Origin of the sequence: Stenotrophomonas cyclobalanopsidis, from assembly GCF_008710035.1 — a bacterium.
GTDB lineage: Bacteria > Pseudomonadota > Gammaproteobacteria > Xanthomonadales > Xanthomonadaceae > Stenotrophomonas > Stenotrophomonas cyclobalanopsidis.
Genome location: NZ_VYKI01000042.1, coordinates 1 through 22,371, shown reverse-complemented (window position 1 = coordinate 22,371; position 22,371 = coordinate 1). Strand labels below are relative to the sequence as shown.

General features: G+C 68.2%; 23 protein-coding genes. 9 read left to right on the top strand and 14 right to left on the bottom strand.

What is annotated here, in order from left to right:
- Nucleotides 1–149 precede the first annotated feature (149 nt).
- Both yedA and rarD read left to right on the top strand, forming a co-directional pair.
- A complete protein-coding gene (yedA, locus tag FJU31_RS18640) occupies nt 150–1,055 on the top strand; it encodes a drug/metabolite exporter YedA (protein ID WP_150456068.1) in 906 nt (301 codons plus the stop codon).
- 10 nt (nt 1,056–1,065) lie between these two features.
- Nucleotides 1,066–1,965: an EamA family transporter RarD gene (rarD, locus tag FJU31_RS18635; protein WP_150456067.1), complete on the top strand. Its 900-nt coding sequence runs from the start codon at nt 1,066–1,068 to the stop codon at nt 1,963–1,965.
- Between the two features lie 80 nt (nt 1,966–2,045).
- On the opposite strand, the gene FJU31_RS18630 is transcribed toward rarD, so the two are convergent.
- The 4 genes from FJU31_RS18630 to FJU31_RS18615 all read right to left on the bottom strand — a co-directional run bounded on the left by FJU31_RS18630 (nt 2,046) and on the right by FJU31_RS18615 (nt 6,588).
- Entirely contained in the window at nt 2,046–3,362 is a 1,317-nt protein-coding gene (locus FJU31_RS18630) for an ABC transporter permease (protein WP_150456066.1), read from the bottom strand.
- Nucleotides 3,363–3,374: 12 nt separating this feature from the next.
- Complete coding sequence (locus FJU31_RS18625; protein ID WP_150456065.1) at nt 3,375–4,532, bottom strand: ABC transporter permease; 1,158 nt, start codon at nt 4,530–4,532, stop codon at nt 3,375–3,377.
- A gap of 14 nt (nt 4,533–4,546) precedes the next feature.
- On the bottom strand, nt 4,547–5,236 hold the full coding sequence (locus FJU31_RS18620) for an ABC transporter ATP-binding protein (RefSeq protein ID WP_049412548.1): 690 nt from the start codon (nt 5,234–5,236) through the stop codon (nt 4,547–4,549).
- Between the two features lie 104 nt (nt 5,237–5,340).
- Nucleotides 5,341–6,588, bottom strand: coding sequence for an efflux RND transporter periplasmic adaptor subunit (locus FJU31_RS18615; RefSeq protein ID WP_150456064.1), 1,248 nt, complete (start codon nt 6,586–6,588; stop codon nt 5,341–5,343).
- 203 nt (nt 6,589–6,791) lie between these two features.
- Between FJU31_RS18615 and FJU31_RS18610 the strand changes: the two genes are divergently transcribed.
- From FJU31_RS18610 to FJU31_RS18595, 4 genes are read left to right on the top strand one after another with little or no spacing between them, the layout of a single operon-like run.
- A complete protein-coding gene (locus tag FJU31_RS18610) occupies nt 6,792–7,700 on the top strand; it encodes an ABC transporter ATP-binding protein (protein ID WP_150456063.1) in 909 nt (302 codons plus the stop codon).
- Nucleotides 7,697–8,473: an ABC transporter permease gene (locus tag FJU31_RS18605; protein WP_150456062.1), complete on the top strand. Its 777-nt coding sequence runs from the start codon at nt 7,697–7,699 to the stop codon at nt 8,471–8,473. Before FJU31_RS18610 ends, FJU31_RS18605 begins: the two co-directional genes overlap by 4 nt.
- A 6-nt stretch (nt 8,474–8,479) precedes the next feature.
- Nucleotides 8,480–9,694: a sensor histidine kinase gene (locus tag FJU31_RS18600; RefSeq protein WP_150456061.1), complete on the top strand. Its 1,215-nt coding sequence runs from the start codon at nt 8,480–8,482 to the stop codon at nt 9,692–9,694.
- Nucleotides 9,691–10,293 carry a response regulator transcription factor gene (locus tag FJU31_RS18595; protein ID WP_150456060.1) on the top strand — a complete coding sequence of 201 codons (603 nt, stop codon included), beginning with the start codon at nt 9,691–9,693 and terminating at the stop codon, nt 10,291–10,293. The genes FJU31_RS18600 and FJU31_RS18595 overlap by 4 nt, the downstream gene beginning before the upstream one ends.
- A 304-nt stretch (nt 10,294–10,597) precedes the next feature.
- Here the strand turns inward: FJU31_RS18595 and FJU31_RS18590 are convergent, their stop codons facing one another.
- The 9 genes from FJU31_RS18590 to FJU31_RS18550 all read right to left on the bottom strand — a co-directional run bounded on the left by FJU31_RS18590 (nt 10,598) and on the right by FJU31_RS18550 (nt 18,762).
- Nucleotides 10,598–11,134 (bottom strand): cytochrome b, encoded by a 537-nt coding sequence (locus FJU31_RS18590; RefSeq protein WP_150456059.1) that lies wholly within the window; start codon nt 11,132–11,134, stop codon nt 10,598–10,600.
- On the bottom strand, nt 11,131–12,237 hold the full coding sequence (locus FJU31_RS18585; protein ID WP_150456058.1) for a catalase family peroxidase: 1,107 nt from the start codon (nt 12,235–12,237) through the stop codon (nt 11,131–11,133). The genes FJU31_RS18590 and FJU31_RS18585 overlap by 4 nt, the downstream gene beginning before the upstream one ends.
- Nucleotides 12,238–12,643: 406 nt before the next feature.
- Nucleotides 12,644–14,011: a leucyl aminopeptidase family protein gene (locus FJU31_RS18580; protein WP_150456057.1), complete on the bottom strand. Its 1,368-nt coding sequence runs from the start codon at nt 14,009–14,011 to the stop codon at nt 12,644–12,646.
- 3 nt (nt 14,012–14,014) lie between these two features.
- Nucleotides 14,015–14,737 carry an HAD family hydrolase gene (locus FJU31_RS18575; RefSeq protein WP_150456056.1) on the bottom strand — a complete coding sequence of 241 codons (723 nt, stop codon included), beginning with the start codon at nt 14,735–14,737 and terminating at the stop codon, nt 14,015–14,017.
- Between the two features lie 31 nt (nt 14,738–14,768).
- Nucleotides 14,769–15,875, bottom strand: a complete 1,107-nt coding sequence (locus FJU31_RS18570) for an AI-2E family transporter (protein WP_150456055.1) — start codon at nt 15,873–15,875, stop codon at nt 14,769–14,771.
- Nucleotides 15,876–15,942: 67 nt separating this feature from the next.
- Nucleotides 15,943–16,389 (bottom strand): protein sip-5, encoded by a 447-nt coding sequence (locus tag FJU31_RS18565; RefSeq protein WP_150456054.1) that lies wholly within the window; start codon nt 16,387–16,389, stop codon nt 15,943–15,945.
- Nucleotides 16,386–16,856: a phage holin family protein gene (locus FJU31_RS18560; RefSeq protein ID WP_116863188.1), complete on the bottom strand. Its 471-nt coding sequence runs from the start codon at nt 16,854–16,856 to the stop codon at nt 16,386–16,388. Before FJU31_RS18560 ends, FJU31_RS18565 begins: the two co-directional genes overlap by 4 nt.
- 8 nt (nt 16,857–16,864) lie before the next feature.
- Nucleotides 16,865–17,227, bottom strand: a complete 363-nt coding sequence (locus FJU31_RS18555; RefSeq protein WP_108767457.1) for a hypothetical protein — start codon at nt 17,225–17,227, stop codon at nt 16,865–16,867.
- A gap of 101 nt (nt 17,228–17,328) precedes the next feature.
- A complete protein-coding gene (locus FJU31_RS18550) occupies nt 17,329–18,762 on the bottom strand; it encodes a Do family serine endopeptidase (protein ID WP_150456053.1) in 1,434 nt (477 codons plus the stop codon).
- 447 nt (nt 18,763–19,209) lie between these two features.
- Between FJU31_RS18550 and FJU31_RS18545 the strand changes: the two genes are divergently transcribed.
- Both FJU31_RS18545 and FJU31_RS18540 read left to right on the top strand, forming a co-directional pair.
- Entirely contained in the window at nt 19,210–20,145 is a 936-nt protein-coding gene (locus tag FJU31_RS18545) for a histone (protein ID WP_150456052.1), read from the top strand.
- A 107-nt stretch (nt 20,146–20,252) separates the two neighbouring features.
- The gene (locus FJU31_RS18540) at nt 20,253–20,942 is read left to right on the top strand and encodes a hypothetical protein (protein ID WP_150456051.1); all 690 of its coding nucleotides are present in this window, start codon (nt 20,253–20,255) and stop codon (nt 20,940–20,942) included.
- A gap of 28 nt (nt 20,943–20,970) precedes the next feature.
- On the opposite strand, the gene FJU31_RS18535 is transcribed toward FJU31_RS18540, so the two are convergent.
- Nucleotides 20,971–21,330, bottom strand: coding sequence for a DUF1428 domain-containing protein (locus FJU31_RS18535; protein ID WP_108767461.1), 360 nt, complete (start codon nt 21,328–21,330; stop codon nt 20,971–20,973).
- A 286-nt stretch (nt 21,331–21,616) separates the two neighbouring features.
- Here FJU31_RS18535 and FJU31_RS18530 point away from each other — a divergent pair, with 286 nt between their 5' ends.
- Nucleotides 21,617–22,189 carry an OmpO family porin gene (locus FJU31_RS18530; protein ID WP_150456050.1) on the top strand — a complete coding sequence of 191 codons (573 nt, stop codon included), beginning with the start codon at nt 21,617–21,619 and terminating at the stop codon, nt 22,187–22,189.
- Nucleotides 22,190–22,371: the final 182 nt, after the last annotated feature.

Genomic DNA, 22,371 nt, shown 5'->3' with positions numbered 1-22,371 from the left:
GCAGGGGGTACCATAGCTAGATCGTCGTACGCGATGTCGTGCGCTGCGAGTTCAGTAAAGCCCTGAAAGGCCTGCACGACTGACGGAAGCGGGGTTGCTCCGTCACCCGAACCTTCTAGAATCCCTTTTCCCCTGCCTGCTGGTGCGTCATGTCGGCTTCCCCTGTTCCTTCTGCGGCTGCCCCCCGGGGTGGCCTTGTCGCGCTGGCCTTGCTGCTGGTCTACGTGGTCTGGGGCTCGACCTACCTGGGCATCGCCAAGGCCCTGCACGGCGGCGCGCTGCCGCTCACCATGGTCTCCGGCAGCCGCTTCATCATCGCCGGCGGCCTGATGTACCTGGCCCTGCGCCTGTTCTGGAAGATGCCGCGGCCGAGCCTGCGGCAGTGGCGCAACCTGGTCATCATGGGCGTGACCATGCTGGTGCTGGGCAACGGCATGGTGGTACTGGCCGAGCGCGAAGTGTCCTCCGGCCTGGCCGCGACGGCAGTGGCTTCGGTGCCGCTGTGGATGGCGCTGTTCTCGGCGCTGCGCGGCCAGCACGCCAGCCGCGGCGAATGGCTGGGCATCGCGGTCGGTTTCATCGGCGTGGTCTGGCTCAATGCCGGCAGCAGCCTCACGGCGTCGCCCACCGGGCTGGTACTGTTGCTGATCGCACCGGTCGGCTGGGCGTTTGGTTCGGTGTGGGCGCGCGGCCTGGACCTGCCGGGTCCGTTCATGACCGCCGCCGGGCAGATGATCTGCGGCGGCGTGCTGCTGGTGCTGATCGGCCTGGCGGTGGGCGAGCGCCCGACCACGCTGCCCGATACCGGCGGCCTGCTGGCTATGGCCTACCTGTGCGTGTTCGGTTCGATCGTGGCGTTCACCGCCTATGTCTGGCTGCTGCACAACGTGCGCCCGGCGCTGGCCGGTAGCTACGCCTACGTCAATCCGGTCATCGCGGTGCTGCTGGGCGCGGCACTGAATGGCGAGCAGTTCGGCTGGCGTGATTTCCTGGCAATGGCGGTCATCCTGCTGGGCGTGGTGGTGCTGACCATGGCAAGGACCTGGAAGAAGTGAGCATGACGAAATGAGCATGGACGAACAGGAACAACGCCGCGGCCTATGGGTCACCGCGTCCACCTTCGTCCTGTGGGGGCTGGTGCCGGTGTACTGGCATCTGCTCAACGAGGTGCCGTCGTTCCAGATCATTGCCCACCGCATCATCTGGTCGACGGTGCTGGTGATGGCGTGGCTGCTGCTGACCGCGCGCCTCGGCTGGTGGCAGAAGATCGCCGCGCAGCCGCGCGCGCTGCCGACCCTGGCGGTGTCCAGCCTGACCATTGCCTTCAACTGGGGCCTGTACATCTGGGCGGTCAACGCCGGGCATGTGATCGAAACCAGCCTGGGCTACTTCATCAACCCGCTGGTGAACGTGCTGCTGGGCGTGCTGGTGCTGAAGGAGCGCCTGCGCCGCGTGCAGTGGATCGCGGTGGCGATGGCCGCGGTAGGCGTGGCCTGGCTGACCATCGATGCCGGTACGCCGCCGTGGATCGCGCTGGGCCTGGCGTGTTCGTTCGGCCTGTACGGACTGCTGCGCAAGCTGGTCTCGGTCGATCCGGTGGCCGGGCTGGGCGTGGAGAGCCTGTACCTGTTCCTGCCTGCGCTGGCGTTTGCGGTGTGGGCGGAGAACGGTCATGGCGGTGCGTTCTTCCACGGCTGGGGCTGGCGCAACGATCTGCTGCTGGTGTTCGGTGGTGTGGTCACCGCGGTGCCGCTGATCGGCTTCGCCTACGGGGTGAAGCGCATTCCGCTGTCGCTGGTCGGCATCCTGCAGTACATCGCGCCGAGCCTGCAGTTGCTGCTGGGCGTGTTCTTCTTCCACGAAGCGTTTGATACCGGCAAGGCGATTGGTTTTGCAGTGATCTGGGCCGGGCTGGTGCTGTTCGTCGGCGAGAACGTGCGGGCGATGCGGGCGGCGAAGCGGTAGCGCCGGGCCATGCCCGGCGGGCGAACTGTCCGGGGTCGGAGCCCACCGCACTGCGAAGGGCTCCTACCCCACCTCACGCATCAAGTCTCGCGCAACGCCGTAGTGATCGGCAGGCGCGCCGCGCGCAGTGCCGGGAACAGGCCACCGACCAGGCCGATGCCCAGCGCCCACTTCAGGCCATTCCACAGCAGCTCCGTCGACACATGGAACTTGAACACCACCGCACTGAAATTGCTGCCGATGGTGGACACGCTGTAACCGTTGAACAGCAGCCAGGCCACCGCACAGCCCAGTAACCCGCCGAGCAGTGCCAGCAGCATGGTTTCCAGCATCACTGCGGTCACCACCGGCAGGCCGCGGAACCCGATCGCACGCATGGTGGCGATCTCCCGTGCACGCGTCGCGACGGCGGCGTACATGGTGTTGAGCGCACCAAACACGGCGCCCACCGCCATGATCGTGCCGATCACCTTGCCAAGGATGTCGATCAGCTTGGTCAGGCCGCCGCCCTGCTTGCTGTAGTACGCACGCGTGGTTTCCACGTCCAGCTTCAGGCGCGGATCGGCCGCCACGGCCGCCTTGAACTGTTCGAAGCCAGGCTTGCCATCGGTGCGCACGCTGATCGACTGCCACGCACTGCGCTGGTAGGTGGTGGCCAGCGTATCGGCATCGGTCCACATTTCCGAATCGTGCGCATCACCCGAGGCGAACACACCCACCACGGTCCAGGTCTGGTTGCCCAGAGTCAGTGTCTTGCCGACGTCCAGGTTGCGGAACTGTCCCTGCGCGCCCTGGCCGACCACGATCTCGCGCAGGCCGGTGCCGAACGTGCGGCCCTGCACGATCTTCACCTTGTCATGCACTGCCCACGCCTGTGGGCCAACGCCGCGGAACTGCGCGTTGACGTCGGTGCCGTCGGCCTTGGACACGAGATTCACCACCTGCGACAGCTCCGGCGACAGCAGCGGCCGGCCTTCGCCATCGCGGCTGATGCCGGGCAGGGTGGACAGCATCGGCACCTGCTCGCGGGTGATGACCGAATTGGTCTCGGCCTGCGAACCGCCGCGCAGCACGATGGCGGTGGTGTCATCGCCGGTGTTGTTAAGCGTGGCCTGGAAGCCCTCGCCCATGGCCAGCATCGCCACCAGCACGCCGACCACGCCGGCAATGCCCACCACGATCACCGAGGAGGCGCCCCAGCGCTGCGGCAGGCTGGCGATGCCGATACGGGTGGCCGCCAGCGCCAGTCGCCCGCTGCGGGTCAGCAGCAGCCACAGCGCCACCAGCAGCGCCACGGCCAGCACACCGACCCACGGCAGGCCGATCCACAGCACCAGACCCACCGCCAGCAGCAGCACGGTCAGTGCATTGCCCAACCACTTCTTGATCCTGTTCATCGGGTGTCCTCCTCAGCGGCCGGCCAGTGCATCGACGATCTTCAGGCGCTTGGCGCGCAGCGCGGGCAGCAGCCCGACCACGATGCCGATCACCACGATCAGGCCGATGCCCACCAGCCAGGTGGGGGTGGGTACGTGCGGCGGCAGCATGCCCATGCTCTTCGGCGCGATGGCCGGCAGCACCAGCGCGGCCAGGCCCATGCCGATCAGGCCACCGAGGCCGATCAGCAGCACCGACTCGACCATCACCAGCGTCAGCACGGTGCCATCCTTGAAGCCCAGCGTCTTCAGCGTGGCCAGTTCGGGAATGCGCTCGCGCACGGCCTGCGCCATGGTGTTGCCGGTCAACAGCAGCAGGGTGAAGAACACCGCGCCCATGATCGAGGTGACGATCATGCCGATGTCCGCGAACTGCTTGACGAAGGCCTGCTGGAACGCCGATTCGGTCTGGGTCTTGGTCTCGTGGTCGGAGTTGGCCGAGATCGCATCGATGGCCTGCGCCACACGGGAGGCATGGACGGGATTGTCCAGGGTGATCGTGTACCAGCTCACCTGGTTCTTGATGTAATCGTTGGATTCGTCGAAGTACTTCCAGTTCATCATCAGCTGGCGTTCTTCGTTGCCTGCCTGCGCGCGGTCCTTCGAGCGGAAGATGCCCTTCAGCTCCAGCGGCCAGTCATTGCTGCCGCCGCGCGGGAAGATCGTGGCTTGGAGCGGGATGGTGTCGCCGATCTTCCACCCGAACTGGTTGGCCAGCGTCTCGCCGACGATGGCGCCGGTGCGGGTCTGCTTCCAGTCTTCCAGCTGCGCCGGGTCGATCTGCAGTTCGCGGTAGACGTCGAAGTAGTTGGGCGACACCGAGAAGTTCGGGAAGAAGTTCTTCGGGTCCTGGTAGATGCCGCCGAACCACATGCCATAGGCCACGTCGCGCACGCCATCGACTTGGCGGATCTGCGTTTCCAGGCGGATCGGCAGCGACTGGGTGATCGACAGCCGCGAGGCGGTGACCAGGCGGTTGGCACCTTCCACGCTGCCGCCGGAATTGAACGCCACCCGTACCGAATCGAGCATGCCGAACAGCAGGAACGCCGCGACCACCGAAAGCAGGGTCAGCAGGGTCCGGGTGCGGCTGCGGAACAGCTGGGCCCAGACCAGGGAAAAGTATTTCATCGCCGGGGCCTCCGTCAGTGGGCCAGCGGGGCGTCGGCCAGCTCGCCCTTGTCCAGGTGCACCGTGTGTGTGGCGTACTCGGCGGCCTTCGGGTCATGGGTGACCATGATGATGGTCTTGCCGTGTTCGCGGTTGAGCTGCTGCAGCAGGCCCAGGATCTCCTCGGCCGATTGCCGGTCGAGGTCGCCGGTCGGTTCGTCGCAGATCAGGAAGGTCGGGTCGGAGACGATGGCGCGGGCAATCGCCACGCGCTGCTGCTGGCCGCCGGACAGTTCGTTGGGGCGGTGGCTGCGGCGGTCGGCCAGGCCGACCAGGGTCAGCGCGATCTCGGCATTGCGCCTGCGCTGTGCGGCGCTGAGGTGGGTCAGCAGCAGCGGCAGCTCCACGTTCTTCTGCGCGGTCAGCATCGGCATCAGGTTGTAGAACTGGAACACGAAGCCGACGTGGTGGCTGCGCCAGGTTGACAGCTGGCCGCCGCTCATCTGGTCGATACGCTCGCCTTCGATGCTGATCTCGCCGCCACTGGGGTTGTCCAGGCCGCCGATCAGGTTGAGCAGGGTGGTCTTGCCCGAGCCGGACGGGCCCATCAGCGCGACGAAGTCGCCGCTGGCGATGTCCAGGTCGATGCCATGCAGCACCTGCACTTTTTCCGGGCCGCGTTGGTAGGTCTTGGTGATGTTGCGCAGTGAAACCAAGGTCGACATCAGGGTTCTCCACGAATGGTGGGACACGGGAACGCGCGCCGGCCACGGGCCGGAGGGCATGCATCGAACGGTGCTGCCGGCGGCGCCACGCGGGCGCCAGGCCGTTACTGCGCTTGTTTCAGTCGAACCCTGGCGCCATCGCGCAGGGTGTCCGGTGGGCTGACCACCACGCTTTCACCCGCACTCACGCCCTTCAGCAGCTGGCGGTCCTTGCCCATTGCCTGGCCGGCCTGCACGGCGCGCTGCTGCACGCGGTCGGCATCGCCCAGCACGAAGGCCACGCTGGCACCGTCGCGCTCGACCACCGCCGTGGCCGGCACGCGCACGCCCTGCGGCGTGGCTGCGGCCTGCGGCTGCGCCTGTTCCAGGAAACTGACCCGCACGCCCATCTCCGGCACGATGCGCGGGTCCTTCACCTTCAGCGCCACGCGCACCTTCACCGTGGCCTTGCCGCGGTCGGCGGTGGGGATGATGGCGATCACCTCGCCGGGGATCTTCCACTCCGGGTAGGCGTTGAGCGTGGCTTCCACCGGCATCTTCGGCTGCACGCGGCCGATGAAGGCTTCGCCCACTTCCACTTCGATCTCCAGCGACTCCATGTCGACGATGGTGCCGATGCCGGTACGGGTGAAGCCGCCACCGGCCGACAGCGGCGAGACGATCTCGCCCGGCTGCGCGGCCTTGGCGGTGACCACGCCGGAGAACGGCGCGCGCACGATGTTGTTGTCCACGCCGAGGTCGGCGATGGCGAGCTGGTCGCTGGCCACCGTGACGTTGCGCTGCGCGGTATCGAGCTGCGCGCGGAGGCTGTCACGCTGGGCCACGGCCTGGTCGTACTGCGAACGCGAGACCAGCTGCTGGCCGACCAGCGCCTGCAGGCGGCTGGCTTCGGCGGCGGCCTGGCGCTGCTGCGCCTGCAGGCCGGCCAGCTGTGCACGTGCGGCCTGCACCTGCGAGGCGGAGAGGCTGCGCTGTGCATCGGCATCGATCGGGTCCAGCGTGGCCATGACCTGGCCGGCCTCCACCCGCATGCCTTCCTCGATCATCACTTCGCGCACCTTGCCGGTGATCTTGGCCGACACCGTGGCCATGCGCCGGGCCACCACGTAGCCGCTGGCATCGAGCACCGAGCTGCTGGCGTTGCCCTGCTGGATCGCCACCGCCGGTGCGGTGTCGACTTCAGGCGCCGGCTCGCGGCCGACCAGGAAGAAGGCAGCGCCGGCCAACAGCAGCACGATCACCACCAACGCGATCCACAGCCAGCGGCGGCCGCCCGGGCCATCCCCGGAGGACGGCGGCGGGGTCTTGCGGTCGATACGGAGTTCCTTCAACAGCTCGGCAGAAGCGTTCATTGCGTTCCATCACAGGCGTTCGGGCGGAGTGGCCGGAAGGGCGCCAGCAGCGGTTCCGGTGGCAAAGCGTGCGGCACAGCATGCAGGTGGCACGGGTCGGTATGACAGTGACAGCTGTCACCCGATGTAGCTGACGGCGGCCACTGCGAAACGTGACCGGGGCGGCACAGGATGGCAACGTCCCCGCTACCGGTACCGCACCCATGGATCCGACCGCAGCTCCCACTACGGCCCCGCTGGCCCGCCTGCACCAGGTGCAGGTGCATTACGCCGGCCATGCCGCGCTGCAGGGCATCGACCTGCAGGTGCGTGCCGGCCAGGTTCTGGCTCTGCTGGGCCGCAACGGTGCTGGCAAGAGTACCGCGATCAGCGTGCTGCTGGGCCTGCGCCGCGCCGACGCCGGGCAGGTCGAACTGCTCGGCGGTGATCCGCAGCAGCGCGCCAGCCGCGTGGGCCTGGGCGTGATGCTGCAGAGCACCAGCCTGCCGCCGATGCTGCAGGTGGATGAACTGGTGGCGCAGGCCAGCGCCTGCTATCCCGATCCGATGCCGCTGGCCGAGGTGCTGCAGCGCACCGGCCTGCAGGATCTGGCCCGGCGCCGCTATGGGCAGCTGTCCGGTGGCCAGCAGCGCACGGTGCAGTTCGCCATCGCGCTGTGCGGCCGCCCGCGCGTACTGTTCCTGGATGAGCCCACCACCGGCCTGGACATCCAGGCGCGGCAGGTGATGTGGCAGGCGATCCGGCAGCTGGTGGCCGAAGGCTGCGGCGTGCTGCTGACTACCCATTATCTGGAGGAAGCCGAAGCGCTGGCGCAGCAGGTGGTGGTGCTGGAACAGGGCCGCGTGCTGGCCGATGCGCCGCTGGCCGAGCTGCGCCTGGCCGACCGGCCGCGGCGCATCCACTGCCGCAGCAGCCTGGCGGTGGAAGACGTGCAGCACTGGCCGGGCGTGCAGCAGGTGCAGCGCGATGGCGCGCACCTGCACCTGTTGGCCAGCCCGGCCGAACCGGTGGTGGCCCGCCTGCTGGCCGCCGATGCACGACTGCAGGAGCTGGAAGTACAGGGCGCGGCGCTGGCCGACGCCTTCCTCGACATGACCCGGGAGGCCGCATGAACACCGTGACCCGTGCCCTCGCTGCGCCGCGCACGTCCGTGCGTACCGCCCTGCGCCCCTACCTCGCCGAGCTGCAGGCCGAGCTGCGCCGGGCCTGGCGCACGCCGGCCTTCGCGGTGCCCTCGCTGCTGTTCCCGGTGCTGTTCTACCTGTTGTTCGGCGTGCTGCTGGGGCGGGGCCACGCGCCGCTGTACCTGCTGGCCACCTACTGCGTGTTCGGCGCGATGGCGCCGGCCCTGTTCGGCTTCGGCGTGCAGCTGGCACTGGACCGCGAAGGCGGCCTGCTGACCCTGAAGCGCGCGCTGCCGATGCCGGCGGCGGCGCCATTGCTGGCACGGCTGGCGATGGCGGTGATGTTCGCGCTGCTGGTGGCCGGCCTGCTGGTCACCGCGGCCAGCACCCTGGGCGGCGTGCATCTGCAGGTGCAGCAGATCCTGGAGCTGCTGGCCGTGGCCGCATTGGCGGCCCTGCCGCTGGGCGCCATCGGCCTGTTGATCGGCAGCCATGTCAGTGCCAGTGCGGCACCGGCGATGGTCAACCTGGTGTACCTGCCGCTGGCCCTGCTCTCGGGCCTGTGGCTGCCGCTGTCGGCGCTGCCGAAGCTGTTCTCGACGATGGCGCCACTGTGGCCGACCTGGCACCTTGCGCAGCTGGCGCTGCCGGTGGTCGGGCTGCCTGCGGCAGGCAGCCTCGCCGGGCATCTGCTGGTGCTGCTGGGCGTGACCGTGGTGGCATTGCTGCTGGCGCGTCGCCGCCTGCGCCGGGTCGGCTGAACTGGCATGATCGGCAGCCAACATCCCCGCCTGGATCCGCCCGTGTCGTCGAGCTGGCTTGCCTCCCTGCTGCGCCCCGCGCCGGATTCGGCCGTGGCCGAGCAGTTGCGGCGCGGCAAATCACCGTGGAGCGGTGCGATCCACCTGCTGTGGTCGGTGTGGATCTTCCTGACACCCGCGCTGGGCAATGGCTTCACCCTGCGCTGGTTGTTCCTCACCCTGGCCAGCTATCCGCTGTTCCTGCTGCTGTATGCACGGGTGATGCTGGCGCCGCGCCACCATGGCCCGCGCTATGCGCTGGCGATGGTCGCCCTGTCGCTGGTGCTGCTGCCCTGGTACCCGTCCGGCCTGAGCTACTTCGTGTTCGGCTGCGTGCTGATGCGCATGAGTGGGCGCAGCGGATGGTGGATGTATCTGCTGCAACTGACCGGGCTGAACATCGTGTTCTGTTCGGCCGCGCTGTACTTCGGCTACCCATGGCAGGTGCTGGTGTGGATACCGGCGGTATCCTTCATCGTCGGCCTGGTGGTGAACGTGGAGGCGCTGAGCCAGCAGCGCGATGTGGCCTTGCAGCTGTCGCAGGAGGAAGTGCGGCGGCTGGCGACCACGGCCGAGCGCGAGCGCATCGGCCGTGACCTGCACGATCTGCTCGGCCACACGCTGTCGCTGATCACGTTGAAGCTGGAACTGGCGCGCAAGCTGTACGACCGCGATGACGTGCGTGCGCGGCAGGAGATCGGCGAGGCCGAGGCCATCGCCCGCGAGGCATTGGCGCAGGTGCGCAGTGCGGTCACCGGCATCCGCGCCAGCGATCTGGCCGGCGAGCTGGCCTCGGCGCGGCTGCTGCTGGAATGCCAGCAGGTGCACCTGCACTACACGGTGCCGCCACCGATGCCGGTGGAGGTCGAGCGCGGCCTGGCCCTGGTGCTGCGCGAGGCGGCCACCAACATCGTGCGCCATGCGCAGGCGACCCAGGCGCGGGTGGAATTCATGCAGGAAGGACGGCAGCTGGTGATGCAGATACGCGACGACGGACGGGGCGGCCTGCAGGCCGAGGGCAATGGTCTGTGTGGCATGCGCGAGCGCGTGGCCGCGCTGGGCGGGCAGCTGCAGGTGCAGTCGGGCAGGGGCGAGGGCACCGTGTTGAGCGTGCGCGTGCCGCTGGCAGCGGCCACCACTCCGGTCCCGCCGGCCTCGCTGGTACAGGACGGTACGGCATGATCCGCATCCTGCTGGCCGAGGACCAGGCCATGGTGCGCGGCGCGCTGTCGGCGCTGCTGGGCCTGGAGCCGGACATCGAGGTGCTGGGCAGTGCCGCCGATGGCGAAACCGCCTGGCGCATGCTGCAGCAGCTGCAGCCGGACATCCTGGTGACCGACATCGAGATGCCTGGGCTCACCGGCCTGGAGCTGGCCCAGCGCATCGCCCGCCACCAACTACCGATCAAGGTCGTCATCGTGACCACCTTCGCCCGCGCCGGTTTCCTGCGCCGCGCGCTCGAAGCGGGGGTGCTGGGTTATCTGTTGAAGGATGCCCCGGCGGAGAACCTGGCCGAAGCGCTGCGCAAGGTGCAGCAGGGCATCCGTGCGATCGACCCGCAGCTGGCGATGGACGCGTGGTCGCAGGCCGACCCACTGACCGACCGCGAGCGCCGCGTGCTGCGCCTGGCCGGTGAGGGCCGCACGGCCAGCGAGATTGCCGAGCAGCTGGGGCTGTCGCACGGCACGGTGCGCAATTACCTGTCCGAGTGCATCGGCAAGCTGGGTGTGGCCAACCGCATCGAGGCGTACCGGCTGGCCCGGCAGAAGGGCTGGTTGTAACGCCGGGCCCACGCTCGGCTGCCTTTCGGCGCTACGTGCTTGCCCTTGTAAAGCCGAGCCCATGCTCGGCTGCTGTTCGTCGCTGCGCGCCGCCGCCCGAGCATGGGCTCGGACGCTACCGATTGCCGGCCCTGCTCACTCCTTCCCGCGCGGCATCGCCTGGAAGGGCTGGCTCTAAGCGCGCCATGTGCCGGTAGCGCCGGGCCACGCCCGGCGAGCGAAGCGGCCGCCCTTGATCTTCGCCTGCACGTGCGACGATACGATCCGCCGGGCGTGGCCCGGCGCTACCGAATCGAGGCCCCGCTCACTCCTTCCCGCGCGCCATCGCCTGGAACACGCCGTCGCGGCGCACCCACAGGTGGAACAGCGCCGCGCCCACGTGCATCAGCACCGTGGCGAACAACACATACGCCAGCAGGCTGTGTGCGTTGCGCAGGGCGGCATACAGCGCCGGGGTGTGCGGCACGATCGGTGGCAGGTGCAGGCCGCCCCACAGGGTGATCGGGTAGCCGCCGGCCGACAGCATCGCCCAGCCGATCAGCGGCATCGCCAGCATCAGCCCGTACAGCATCCAGTGCGATGCCTTCGCCGCCAGCGCCTGCCATGCCGGCAGGTCGGCCGGCAGCAATGGCGGGCGGTGGCGCAGGCGGTTGTACAGCCGCAGCAGGACCAGCACGAGGATGGCGATGCCCAGCGGGCGGTGCAGGTCGATCAGCATTGGCCGCAGGTGCAGCGAGGCGACCATGGTCACGCCGACGAACAGCATGGCCAGGATCATCGCCGCCATGCTCCAGTGCAGGATGCGCGCGAGCAGGTTGAAGTGGCCGTTGCCGGTACTCATCGTGCGGCCTCCTTCTTCGGTTGTTCGACGTTGCCGGCGGCGCGTTCGCGTTCGCGGCGGTTGAAGGACTGCGAGTACACTGCCGAGCGCGCGGCCAGGATCGGGTCGTCACTGCCGCGCACGCCGCTGGGCAGGATCAACGGGTCGAAGTTGACCTGGCCGCAGGCGCCTTCTTCCTGCGACTGCATGCGGTCCAGGCTGAGCACGCCGGCCACCACCTGCTCGCGCGACGCCGGCCACGGCGTGGACGGATCGTCGATGGCATCGCCGGGCGCGGCGGTGCTGACCACCAGGTTCCACTGCACTGGGCCCTTGGCCAGGCGCTGCTGCAGTTCCTGGCTGAGGAAATCGACGCTGGCCTGCTTGCGCGTCTCCGCATCCATCTCCACCACCGGCGCCAGCGGCTGCCAGCGCCAGCGCACCGCGCGCTTCTGTCCCTGCGCGTTGGTGAACCAGAAACTGTTGACGCTGTTGTAGGTGGTATCGGCCCAGCTGCTGGTCCACGGCGCGGTTTTCGCCCATTGCTGGAAGGCCTGCGCGCTGGGGTATTTAGCCAGCACGGCGGCCATCTTCTGCGGGTCGGGCTTGCCGGTGGCCGGGTCGGGAATGGAGGCGCGGGTCTGCTCGTAGAAGGCCTCGGCGTCGGGCACGGCGAAGAACGGGAAGCTGTTCATGGCCATGCGCCATTCCTGGCCGTCGTCGCTGACCATCTGCACCGCCATGCTGCGCACGCGCGCGGTGTTGTCGGCGCCGTACGGGTCGCCGCCACCGATCGACAGGCGGCCCATCACCGGCACGCGCGCCTGCGAGAACACCCGCGCGCTGGACAGGGTGGGCGCCTGCGCGCTGGGTTCGAACCAGCCGCTCACGCAGATGCCCTTGCTGTGCGCACGGCGGAAGCCGGGGTGGGCCGGGCCGGTGGCTTCGATGGTGTCGGTGAAGCGATGCGCGGTGAGGCGGTTGCCGATCCAGCCGGCCAGCCAGGCGAAGGCCAGCGCGGCGCCGCCCAGGATCAGGGCGATCAGGGCGATCCAGGGCAACGGGGAATGCGTGCGCGGTGCGCCGGGCGTCTGGCCGGCGCGGGTGTAGCGGAAGAGCGACATGGTCGGGTTCCTGCCTTCACGGATCGTGTGGGTGGTCGACCCGCACATCCTCGCAGAACCCCGCCGGGGCCGACATTCAATTTTTCGTCAAACTTCCAGCGGTAGAGTCGACCGTTGGTCGACTGCTCTCCGATCGGCCATGGAAAAGCCCGCGCTGCGCGCGATAGTCGACTGACAGTCGACTCTACCGTGGAGCGCGTGCCGATGCCTTCGGCCAGGGTAGAGTCGACCGTTGGTCGACTGCTCTCCGACCGGCCGTGGAAAATCTTGCGCTGCGCGCGATAGTCGACTTCGGCCGGGGGGTAGAGTCGACCGTTGGTCGACTGCTCTTCCATCGGCCGTGGAAAACCCCCGCGCTGCGCGCGATAGTCGACTGACAGTCGACTCTACCGTGGAGCGCCCAGGCTCAGGCGTAACGCGCTTTCAGCATCGCCCAGGCCGAACGCAGGGCCAGGGCCTCGCCACCGGCCGGACGGCCCGGGCGCTCGCCGTCGTTCCAGGCGTAGACGTCCAGGTGCGCCCAGCGCTGGTCGTTTTCCAGGAAACGCTCCAGGTACAGCGCGGCGGTCACCGAGCCGGCCATGCGCGAGCCGGCGTTGGCCAGGTCGGCCACGCCACTGCTCAGGTAACGCAGGTACGGGCGCCACAGCGGCATGCGCCACACCGGGTCGCGGGTTTCATCGCCGGCCTGCAGCCACTGCTGGGCCACGGTGTCGTCGTTGCTGAACAGCGCCGGCAGGTCCGGGCCCAGCGCAATGCGGGCGGCACCGGTCAGGGTGGCGAAGTCCAGCACCAGGTCGGGCCTCTGCTCGCCGGCGAAGGTCAGCGCGTCGCACAGGACCAGGCGGCCTTCGGCGTCGGTGTTGTCGATCTCGACGCTCAGGCCCTTGCGCGTGGCGATGATCTCGCCCGGACGGAAGGCATCGGGGCCGATGGCATTTTCCACCGCCGAAATCAGCAGGGTCAGGCGCACCGGCAGCTGCTGGGCCATCACCAGCCCGGCCAGCGCCAGCGCGTGGGCGGCACCGCCCATGTCCTTCTTCATGTTGCGCATGCCGTCGGCCGGCTTGATGTCCAGGCCGCCGGTGTCGAAGCAGACGCCCTTGCCGACCAGCGCCAGCGCCGGGTCGCTGTCCTTGCCCCAGCGCAGCACGATCAGGCGCGGCGCACGGTGCGACGCACGGCCCACCGCATGGATGGCCGGGAAGTTCTGCTTCAGCAGTTCGTCGCCGGTGATCGCTTCGACCTGCGCACCGTGGGCCTCAGCCAGGGCACGCGCGGCGTCTTCCAGCTGCTGCGGGCCCATGTCCTCGGTCGGGGTGTTGACCCAGTCGCGCACGCGCAGGCTGGCGGCGATCAGGTCGGCCACTTCCGCCGGCGGGCTGGCCAGCAGCTGTGCCGGTGCACGATTGCGCTTGCGGTAACGGTCGAAGCGGTAGCTGCCCAGGCCCCAGCCCAGCTGCAGCAGCGCCTGCTCGGCGGCCGGCAGCTCGGTGGCCAGCTGCCACACGCTGCCTTCGGGCAGGGCGTGCGGGGCATGCGCATAGGCGTAGGCATCGGCACGATCGCCGACGCCGATCACCGCACCGGCCAGGCCGTCCGCGCCCGGCAGCAGGGCCACGCTGTGGCCGGCGGCGGTGAAGCCCTGTGCGTCCAGCCATGCCTGCTGGGCGGCCGGCTGGGCGGCCTTCCAGCGGGCGTACTGCTCGCGGTCCAGCACGTGCAGCGGCAGTGCGGCGGCGGCGGCGGCGGTGAAGCCGGTGATCTCGCTCATGCGTCAGTTACTCCGGTGTTCGTCGGCGGCATCGAGGTTGGCGTCCAACCAGTCGGCCAGGCCGGTAAGGGTGTCGAACTGCAGGTCCGGCTGCAGCTGCGGATGGGTCCAGGTGGCAGCGTCGCGGTTGATCCAGCAGCCGCGCAGGCCGGCGGTGATCGCCCCGGCCACGTCCATCTCGATATGGTCGCCCACGTGCAGCACCTGCGCCGGCGCCACGCCCAGGCGGTCGCAGGCGGCATGGAAGATGCTGGGCTCCGGCTTGGCCGCGCCATGTTCGCGCGCGCCCAGCTGGAAGGCGAAAAGGTGCGACAGGCCGATCCGCTCCAGGTCGGCGTTGCCGTTGCTCAGCGCCGCCACCGGTACCCGCGCGGCGATCCGCGCCAGGGCCTCCAGTGCGTCGGGGTAGTACTCGACCTGGTTGCGCGCGGCATAGAACACTTCGTAGGCCGGCTCCAGCAGATCCAGGCTGGCGCCGCTGCTCTGCAGCGCCTCCTGGATCGTCAGCCGGCGCAGCGCGCTCAGGTCGAAGTGCAGCTGCGGGTTGTCGCGGAAGGAGCGCTCGCGCAGTTCGCGCATCGCCGCCACCGGGTACATGGCCGCGGTGGCGGGGCTGTGCTCGCACATCCATTCGTGCAGGACCACGTCGATGCGGGCGCCGATCGGCGCGAACGGCCACAGCGTGTCGTCGAGGTCGAGGGTGATGGCTTGGACTGGAAATTTCACCGGGCCATTCTACGCCTGCCCGCCGGGGCTTTCATTCCAGCAGCCGTGCCCAGCCCTGCATGCCCTCCAGCCGCGCCAGCACCAGCTTGATGCAGACCAGCAGCGGCACCGACAGCAGCAGGCCGACCATGCCCCACGCCCAGCCGAACACCATCAGGGCCAGGATCAGCACCAGCGGCGACAGCTTCATCTGCCGGCCCAGCACGATCGGGGTCACCAGCTGCCCTTCCAGCGTATGCAGGCCCAGGTAGGCGGCGGCCGGCAGCAGGGCCTGCAGCGGATCGCGGAACTCGACAAAGCCCATCAGCAGCATCATCGCCACGCCGATCAGCGGGCCCACGTATGGCGCGAAATTCAGCAGTGCGGCCACCGTGCCCCACAGCAGCGCCTCCTGCAGGCCGATGCCGAGCAGCATCAGCACCCCGGCAAACACCAGCCCCACCAGTGTGTTGATGACGCTGATGGTGAGCACGTAGCGGGAGACCTCGCGTTCGATCGAACGCAGGATGTCGGTGGTGAAGCGCTGCTGCTGGCGGTTGGGGAACAGGGCGATGGCCGCGCGCTGCAGGCTCTCGCCATAGATCATGAAGAACAGCGTGAGCAGCACCACCGCCAGCACCGAGGCGGCCAGCTTCGGTGCCCGGGTCAGTACGCGATAAGGGTCGTCCAGCTGGGTGCGGATGACCTGGATCCTGCGGCTGCTCTCGCCACCGGCGACGCGGGCGAAGTTTTCCGCCGCCTGGTTGGCCTGCTGCACGGGCTTGGTCAGGTCCTGCACCTGGCGGGCGACCTTGCGCAGCTGCTGGGGGGCTTCCTGCGCCCAGTCCATCGCCGGGCCGATCAGCTGCACGCCGAGCGAGGCGGTCACCCCCAGGCCGGTGCCGAGGATCAGCAGCGCACCGATCGCGCGCGGGATCCACAGCCGGCGCAGGAAGCGCAGGATCGGGTTGCCGACCAGGGCGAAGAACATCGCCAGCAACACCGGCAGGATGATGTCCTGCGCGGCCCACAGGGTGAAGGCAACCGCCAGGGTGGCCAGCACCACCAGCGACATCGGCCCGCGCGGGCGCGAGGGCGGCGGCAGGGGCGCCCTGCTTTCCGGTTCGGGGGCCACAGGGGACAGCAGGGACTCGCTCATCGACGCACCGACCGGGAAGGGAGGCCCATTATCAGCCCGCCGCGATCAACGCGGCGGGTGTGTGGAGTCAACGTTCGGAGACGTCGGTGGCCGCTTCGGCCGGCTGCGGTTCGCGCAGTTCCGGTTCGGGCGCCGCTGCCGGTCGCGGGGCCGGGCGGGCAGCCGCCTGCGGGGCCATCTGCTCGGCGGCTTCATCGGCCTGGTCGGCCGCTTCATCCGCCGTATCGGCCGCGTGCGCGGCCATCGCGGCGGCAAATGCCGCCTGGCCGCTGGCAAACAGGTTGGATACCGAACCGATCATCTGCAGCCAGCGAGCACCGTTGACCTTGCCCGGCAATTCCAGCTTGCCGGCAAGGAAACCGCCGGCCAGGCCGACGGTGATGATGCGCAGCGGCGACCAACCCTGCCGCCAGACCTGGCTGAGCACGGTCCAGCTGTCCTCGGTTTCGACCATGCGCACGGCCATCACCTGTTCGCAGCGCTTGACCCGCCGCTGCAGCGCACCGAACTTCATGGCTTGCCCTCCGGAATCTGCACATCGGCATCGGGGTCATCTTCGCTGGGCTCGTCGAACAGGCCCAGCTTCGACAGCTGGCGCCGCGTGGCGTGCATGCCGGTGTGGTGGAAGAAGTAGGACACCCGCCAGATGGCGTACCCGGTAACGGCCAGGCTGAGCAGCGAGGTGATCAGCAGGGCCTGCAACCAGCTCAGGCCCCAGCTCTGCAGCAGGGCGATGAGGGTGGCGGCCATCAGCAGCCAGGCCGAGGCACCGAACACGATGCCGACCCCGGCCCAGGCCAGGGCGCGGCCGAATGCGCTGCGGGCCAGGGCGAAGTCGGCCGAAGCCAAGCGCCGCAGCGAACGCAGCGAATGCTTCGCCGAATCGGCGGCGGCCTTACCCGCCGCGCCGACCTGGCGGATGCTCTCGTCCAGCGGCGGGGTGGCCGCTGGATCGGGTGCTTGCGTGGTCTCTTCGCTCACGCCGCAGCTTACTTGTCGCTGCTGCTGGCCAGCTTGGCGATCAGCCAGCCGGCGGCGAAGGCCACGCCGAACGACGCCAGCGGACGCTCACGGATCAGCTCGGCGGCGCTGTCGACCAGGTCCTTGCCCTTGTCCATCAGTGCGTCGACCTGTTCCTTGGCAGCGGCACCACCGAATTCGGCGGCGGCCAGGCCGGACAGCGCGCTGTCGGACAGTTCGGCCTTGACGTTGGCCTTGCCGATGCGCAGTTCGTCGGTCGCAGCGCCGGAGGCGCCCTTGATCGCACCGCCGGCAGCACTGGCGGCCTGCTTCAGGTGGGAACCGGCTTCACCCAGGTGTTCCTTCAGGTTCTCGGTATTGGTGGGGCTCATCGAATCACTCCTGTTGCGATGGGGGGACGAACGAAGGGTTCGGCCGTTGGGGCGTACAGCAATAGCATCGGCCGGGTATAGGGGGTGTTACGGCGGGGCGATCAGCGCATCACCAGCTGGCCCTGCTGCTGGCCGTTGTTGCGCAGGATGCGCAGCACCAGGTTGGCCGGGCGCTGCTGGAAGTTGGCACGCCAGCTGGCCAGGTCGGCGAATTCGCCCACCGTGGCCTCGCTGATGATGTCGCCCTGCTGCAGGCCGTTGCTGGCCGCGCGGCTGCCGCGCTTGACCTCGCTGACCAGCACACCGCCCACGCCGGACTGGCGCAGCGACTCGGGCAGGTCGGTGAAGGTGGCGCCGGTCAGGCGCGGGTCCAGGCTGTCGCCGGTCACCGAGCGTGCCTGTTCCTTCAGCGTGGCCTTGACCTGCACCGCCTTGCCTTCGCGGCGCACATCCAGCGCCAGCACGCTGCCGACCGCCGCCAGGCCTTCGACGTTGTGCAGGGCTTCGGCGCTGTCCACGCGCTGGCCGTTGGCCGACACCACCACGTCGCCCGGTTTCAGCCCGGCGGTAGCGGCGGCCGAACCGGCCAGCACGCGGGTGATCAGCGCACCGCGCGTTTCACCCAGGCCCAGGCCCTGCGCAATCTGCGCGCTCAGGTTCTGCGCTTCCACGCCCAGCGTGCCGCGCACCACCACGCCATGCTTGACCAGCTGGTCGACCACGCTGCGCGCCAGGTTGGAAGGAATGGCCAGGCCCAGGCCGATGTTGCCGGCCATGCTGCCCTGCGGATTGAAGCTGGCGGTATTGATGCCGACCAGCTGGCCCTGCAGGTTGACCAGCGCGCCGCCGGAATTGCCCGGGTTGATCGACGCATCGGTCTGGATGAAGTTCTGGTAGCCGAGCCCGCGGATGCCGGTGCGGCCCACCGCCGAGACGATGCCCGAGGTCACCGTCTGGCTGAAACCGAACGGGTTGCCGATGGCCACGACGAAGTCGCCCACCCGCAGCTGGTCGCTGTTGCCGAGCTTGATGTCGGTGAGGTTCTGCGCCGGGATGCGGATCAGGGCGATGTCGGTATCGCGGTCCGAACCCAGGAACTCGGCCTTCACCGTGCGCCCGTCGGCCAGGGTCACCTGCACGTCGTCGGCGTTGTCGATGACGTGGTGGTTGGTCAGCACCAGGCCTTCGCTGGCGTCGATGATGACGCCCGAACCGAGCGATTCGTTGATGCGTTCCTGCGGCACATCGGGGAACAGGCGGCGGAAGAACGGGTCGTTGAAGAACGGATTGCGCACCCGCACAACCTGCTTGGTGTTGACGCTGACCACGGCCGGCATGGCCTTTTCCAGCATCGGCGCCAGCGACGGTACTGCCTGCCCGGCTACTGCGGCCGGCAACGCGGCACTGGTCGGCAGCGCGGCGGGCAGCGGCGCCGCGTCGGCGCGGTTGTCCAGATGGGCGTTGATGCCGGTGGCGACGAAGCCGCCGAAGGCAGCAGCGATTGCGAGCGTGAGCAGAGTGGGAAGCGGTCGCATGGGAGTCGGTTCGCAGGCGGTGGAGTGGGGCCGTAGGCCTATACGGTAGAACAAGCTGAATGAGTGTGTCGCGGTCCGGATAAATGGCCCATGAAAAAAGACCGGGCCGCGACGCGCATGTCGACCCTGCAGGCGTGCCTGCGCCGCGTGCCGACACGTTCCGATACTTGCGCAGTTCGGCGCATCCTGGCGTTGCGATGGTGCCCGGCACGCTGCGTGTTGGTCTGCGATGCGCAGAGGGCCGCAGGCGGAGCGCCAACCTACGCCCATCATCGCGTAGCACTTAAATAAAGGGGTTTTCTGAATGCAGCTCGGTCCGGCGCTGGTGGGCGCCTACACCAGGCCCGTCGCATCTGGTGCGATTGAATATGTGCGCCCCGTTCCACGATCGACAATGTCGGTATAGCATCGCCCCGTTTTGACAATCCAGGCCCCCAGGAGGGCAACATGAGCAACGGTAATGGTGTGTCGGTCGTGACCGACGCCGTCGAGAACGCTAAAGAAACCGCCGCCAACGTTGGCGAGACCATCGCCCACGCCGCCGAAGACGCCGTGAAGTCGGTCAAGAAGACCGTCAAGCGCGCCACCAAGGCTGCCGGTACCCGCGTTGCCAAGGCCAAGAAGGCTGTGGCCAAGGTCGAGAAGACCGTTGCCAAGAAGGCCGACAAGGCTGCCAAGTCGGTCGGCAAGACCGTCGCCAAGGCCAAGCAGAAGCTGGAAGCAGCCAAGAAGAACGCCAAGGCCGAAGCCGCTGCCCTGAAGAAGGAAGTGGCCAAGAAGAAGGCTGCTGCCGGCAAGGCCGTGACCAAGAAGGCCGCTGCGGCCAAGAAGACCACCAAGGCCGCCACCAAGGCTGCCGGCAAGAAGGTCGCCAGCGTGAAGAAGGCCGCCACCAAGAAGGCTGCCGTCGCCAAGAAGACCGTTGCCAAGAAGACTGCGGCCGCCAAGAAGGTTGTCGGCAAGAAGGTCGCCACCGCCAGGAAGGCCGTGGCCAAGAAGACCGTCGCCGCCAAGAAGGTCGCCGGCAAGAAGGCCGTGGCTGCGAAGAAGGTCGTCGGCAAGAAGGCCGTGGCTGCGAAGAAGGTCGTCGGCAAGAAAGTTGCCGCCACCAGGAAGGTCGCCACCAAGAAGACCGCCGCTGCCAAGAAGGTCGTCGGCAAGAAGGTTGCAGCCCCCAAGAAGGTTGCCACCAGGAAGACCGCTGCTGCCAAGAAGGGTGTCGGCAAGAAGGTCGCCGTCGCCAGGAAGGCCGTGGCCAAGAAGGCTGCACCGCTGAAGAAGGTTGCCGCCAAGAAGGCACCGGCCAAGAAGGTCGTCGCCAAGAAGGCCGCTGCCAAGAAGGCTCCGGCCAAGGCCGTGCGCAAGGTCGCCAAGCGCAAGTAATCGCGCGGTGACAGAAGGCCCTTCCGCCCCCCGGGCGGGAGGGCCTTTCGCGTTTCAGGGGCAGGCTTTGCGGCAAGATGCAGGTTCTTCCCGCTGGAGCCCCCCGCATGCGCGGCATCGATTTCAGTTCCTGGCAGGGCGTGCTCTCCACCCTGGCCGGCCTGGTTCTCATCACCCTGCTGGGCGTCGGCATCCGCCTGCTGGTGATGCAGACCCTGCAGCAGCGCCGCGAGCGCGAGAACCGGCAGATCAACGAACGCCTGCGCACGCTGATGGCGGCCTACAAGACCCTGGGTGGTTCGTTCACCGGTGAGCTCGGCGTGGACCCCACCCATCGCCGTGACCTGCGCCAGCGCGAAGCCGAACACGGCATCGCCGAGCCCGGTTCGGACCGCGCCCGGCGCATCCGCGATGCCGTGGAAGCGGCCCTGTCGGACATCCTGCTGCTGGGCACCGACGAACAGGTGCGCCTGGCGGCGCGCGCGGCCGAGGAACTGGCACAGGGCCGGCCGGTGCACACCCACGAACTGGTGGTGTCGCTGCGTGACTTCGTGCGCGAAGCCCTCGACCTGGCCCCGATACCAAGCGATCTGCGCATTCCTCCGCAGGGCCCGACCCGGCCCGGTGGCAGCGGTGGTGGCAGCGGCAAGGGGCGCAACGACGGCGATGCCAAGGGCGGCCGCGGCGGCGGCGGAGGAGGGGGCATGGGCGGCGGCATGGGCGGCCTCGGCCTGGGTGCCGGCGCCGCGCTGGGCGCCGGCCATGCTGCAGGCAGTGAGGACATGGACGCGCGCTGAGCGCGTGCCCGGCCCGGGCCATCGTTACTCAGGCGGTCAGTTCGTAGATCGGAACGAAGCCACCGTAGATCATCCGCGCACCGTCGAACGGCATCGGATTCTGCGCCGGATCCAGCCGCGGGTCTTCCATCATCTTTTTCATGCCGGCATCGCGGGTGGCCTTGTCCGGCCACTCGATCCACGAGAACACCACCGTTTCATCCGGCGTGGCCTTCACCGCGCCGAAGAAGTCGGTGGTCTTGCCGTGCGGGACGTCATCGCCCCAGCACTCGACCACGCGCAGGGCACCGTATTCGATGAACACCACGTCGCCGCTGCGCGCGTGGGCGAGGAATTTTTCCTTGTTGGCGGTGGGCACCGCCAGGACGAAACCATCGATGTAACTCATCGCTTGCCTCCGAGGTGGGCCGTGCCACATGCACGGCCTTCAATGACCCGACGAACCGGCGTGGGGGAAATCGACAACGGTGGTGTCAACACGCGGCGATCACGCCAGAGCTGCGTTCGCGACCGCGCGCGTATGCCTGAAGATGCCTGAATCAAGCCAAAAAATTCAGTGATGCGAAGGTCGCTGTTTTCAGGGAGCGTTGTGGCGAATAACGGAGAATTTACATTCCCGATGCGATGGCGCCTTGGCGCTGCTGCACAACATAAGAACGTAAAGGTGTACCCCCATGAAGAATTCGCTGATTGCCCTGGCGCTGGCCGCTGCCCTGCCGTTCACTGCCTCGGCCGCCGAGAACCTGTCCTACAACTACGCTGAAGCCGACTACGCCAAGACCGACGTTGATGGCGTCAAGGCCGACGGTTGGGGCGTCAAGGGTTCCTACGGCTTCCTGCCGAACTTCCACGCTTTCGGCGAATACAGCCGCCAGGAAATCGACCACACCAACCTGAAGGTTGACCAGTGGAAGATCGGTGCCGGCTACAACGTGGAAATCGCCCCGTCGAGCGACTTCGTTGCCCGCGTCGCCTACCAGAAGTTCGACCCGAAGCATGGCCTGGACTTCAACGGCTACAGCGCTGAAGCCGGTATCCGCACCGCTTTCGGCCCGCACGCTGAAGTCTACGGCCTGGTCGGCTACGAAGACTATTCGAAGAAGCACGGCGTCAACCCGGAAGGCCAGTGGTACGGCCGCCTGGGTGGCCAGGTCAAGCTCAACCAGAACTGGGGCCTGAACGGCGAGCTGAAGATGAACCGCCACGGCGACAAGGAATACACCGTCGGCCCGCGCTTCAGCTGGTAAACCACAGCGCAGCGCGTCCGCGCGCTGCATGTGCATCGACAGGCCCGGCATTTGCCGTAATGCTGTTCACTTAAGTGGTGCAGCCTTACGGTCCACCGGATAGCGGGTCTTGGAAATCTTCACCGTCCTCGGCGTCGTCGGCCGAGGACGGTGTTCCAGGAAGAGACTGGCTACCCCCGATC

Bases quoted from the DNA above. Each gene is read 5' to 3' on its own strand.
- FJU31_RS18600 (WP_150456061.1), top strand. From the start codon at position 8,480: ATGATCGGCAGCCAACATCCCCGCCTGGATCCGCCCGTGTCGTCGAGC.
- yedA (WP_150456068.1), top strand. From the start codon at position 150: ATGTCGGCTTCCCCTGTTCCTTCTGCGGCTGCCCCCCGGGGTGGCCTT.
- FJU31_RS18570 (WP_150456055.1), bottom strand. From the start codon at position 15,875: ATGAGCGAGTCCCTGCTGTCCCCTGTGGCCCCCGAACCGGAAAGCAGG.
- FJU31_RS18620 (WP_049412548.1), bottom strand. From the start codon at position 5,236: ATGTCGACCTTGGTTTCACTGCGCAACATCACCAAGACCTACCAACGC.
- FJU31_RS18585 (WP_150456058.1), bottom strand. From the start codon at position 12,237: ATGTCGCTCTTCCGCTACACCCGCGCCGGCCAGACGCCCGGCGCACCG.
- FJU31_RS18605 (WP_150456062.1), top strand. From the start codon at position 7,697: ATGAACACCGTGACCCGTGCCCTCGCTGCGCCGCGCACGTCCGTGCGT.
- FJU31_RS18545 (WP_150456052.1), top strand. From the start codon at position 19,210: ATGAGCAACGGTAATGGTGTGTCGGTCGTGACCGACGCCGTCGAGAAC.
- FJU31_RS18590 (WP_150456059.1), bottom strand. From the start codon at position 11,134: ATGAGTACCGGCAACGGCCACTTCAACCTGCTCGCGCGCATCCTGCAC.
- rarD (WP_150456067.1), top strand. From the start codon at position 1,066: ATGAGCATGGACGAACAGGAACAACGCCGCGGCCTATGGGTCACCGCG.
- FJU31_RS18565 (WP_150456054.1), bottom strand. From the start codon at position 16,389: ATGAAGTTCGGTGCGCTGCAGCGGCGGGTCAAGCGCTGCGAACAGGTG.
- FJU31_RS18550 (WP_150456053.1), bottom strand. From the start codon at position 18,762: ATGCGACCGCTTCCCACTCTGCTCACGCTCGCAATCGCTGCTGCCTTC.
- FJU31_RS18540 (WP_150456051.1), top strand. From the start codon at position 20,253: ATGCGCGGCATCGATTTCAGTTCCTGGCAGGGCGTGCTCTCCACCCTG.
- FJU31_RS18630 (WP_150456066.1), bottom strand. From the start codon at position 3,362: ATGAACAGGATCAAGAAGTGGTTGGGCAATGCACTGACCGTGCTGCTG.
- FJU31_RS18555 (WP_108767457.1), bottom strand. From the start codon at position 17,227: ATGAGCCCCACCAATACCGAGAACCTGAAGGAACACCTGGGTGAAGCC.
- FJU31_RS18530 (WP_150456050.1), top strand. From the start codon at position 21,617: ATGAAGAATTCGCTGATTGCCCTGGCGCTGGCCGCTGCCCTGCCGTTC.
- FJU31_RS18610 (WP_150456063.1), top strand. From the start codon at position 6,792: ATGGATCCGACCGCAGCTCCCACTACGGCCCCGCTGGCCCGCCTGCAC.
- FJU31_RS18535 (WP_108767461.1), bottom strand. From the start codon at position 21,330: ATGAGTTACATCGATGGTTTCGTCCTGGCGGTGCCCACCGCCAACAAG.
- FJU31_RS18595 (WP_150456060.1), top strand. From the start codon at position 9,691: ATGATCCGCATCCTGCTGGCCGAGGACCAGGCCATGGTGCGCGGCGCG.
- FJU31_RS18625 (WP_150456065.1), bottom strand. From the start codon at position 4,532: ATGAAATACTTTTCCCTGGTCTGGGCCCAGCTGTTCCGCAGCCGCACC.
- FJU31_RS18615 (WP_150456064.1), bottom strand. From the start codon at position 6,588: ATGAACGCTTCTGCCGAGCTGTTGAAGGAACTCCGTATCGACCGCAAG.
- FJU31_RS18580 (WP_150456057.1), bottom strand. From the start codon at position 14,011: ATGAGCGAGATCACCGGCTTCACCGCCGCCGCCGCCGCCGCACTGCCG.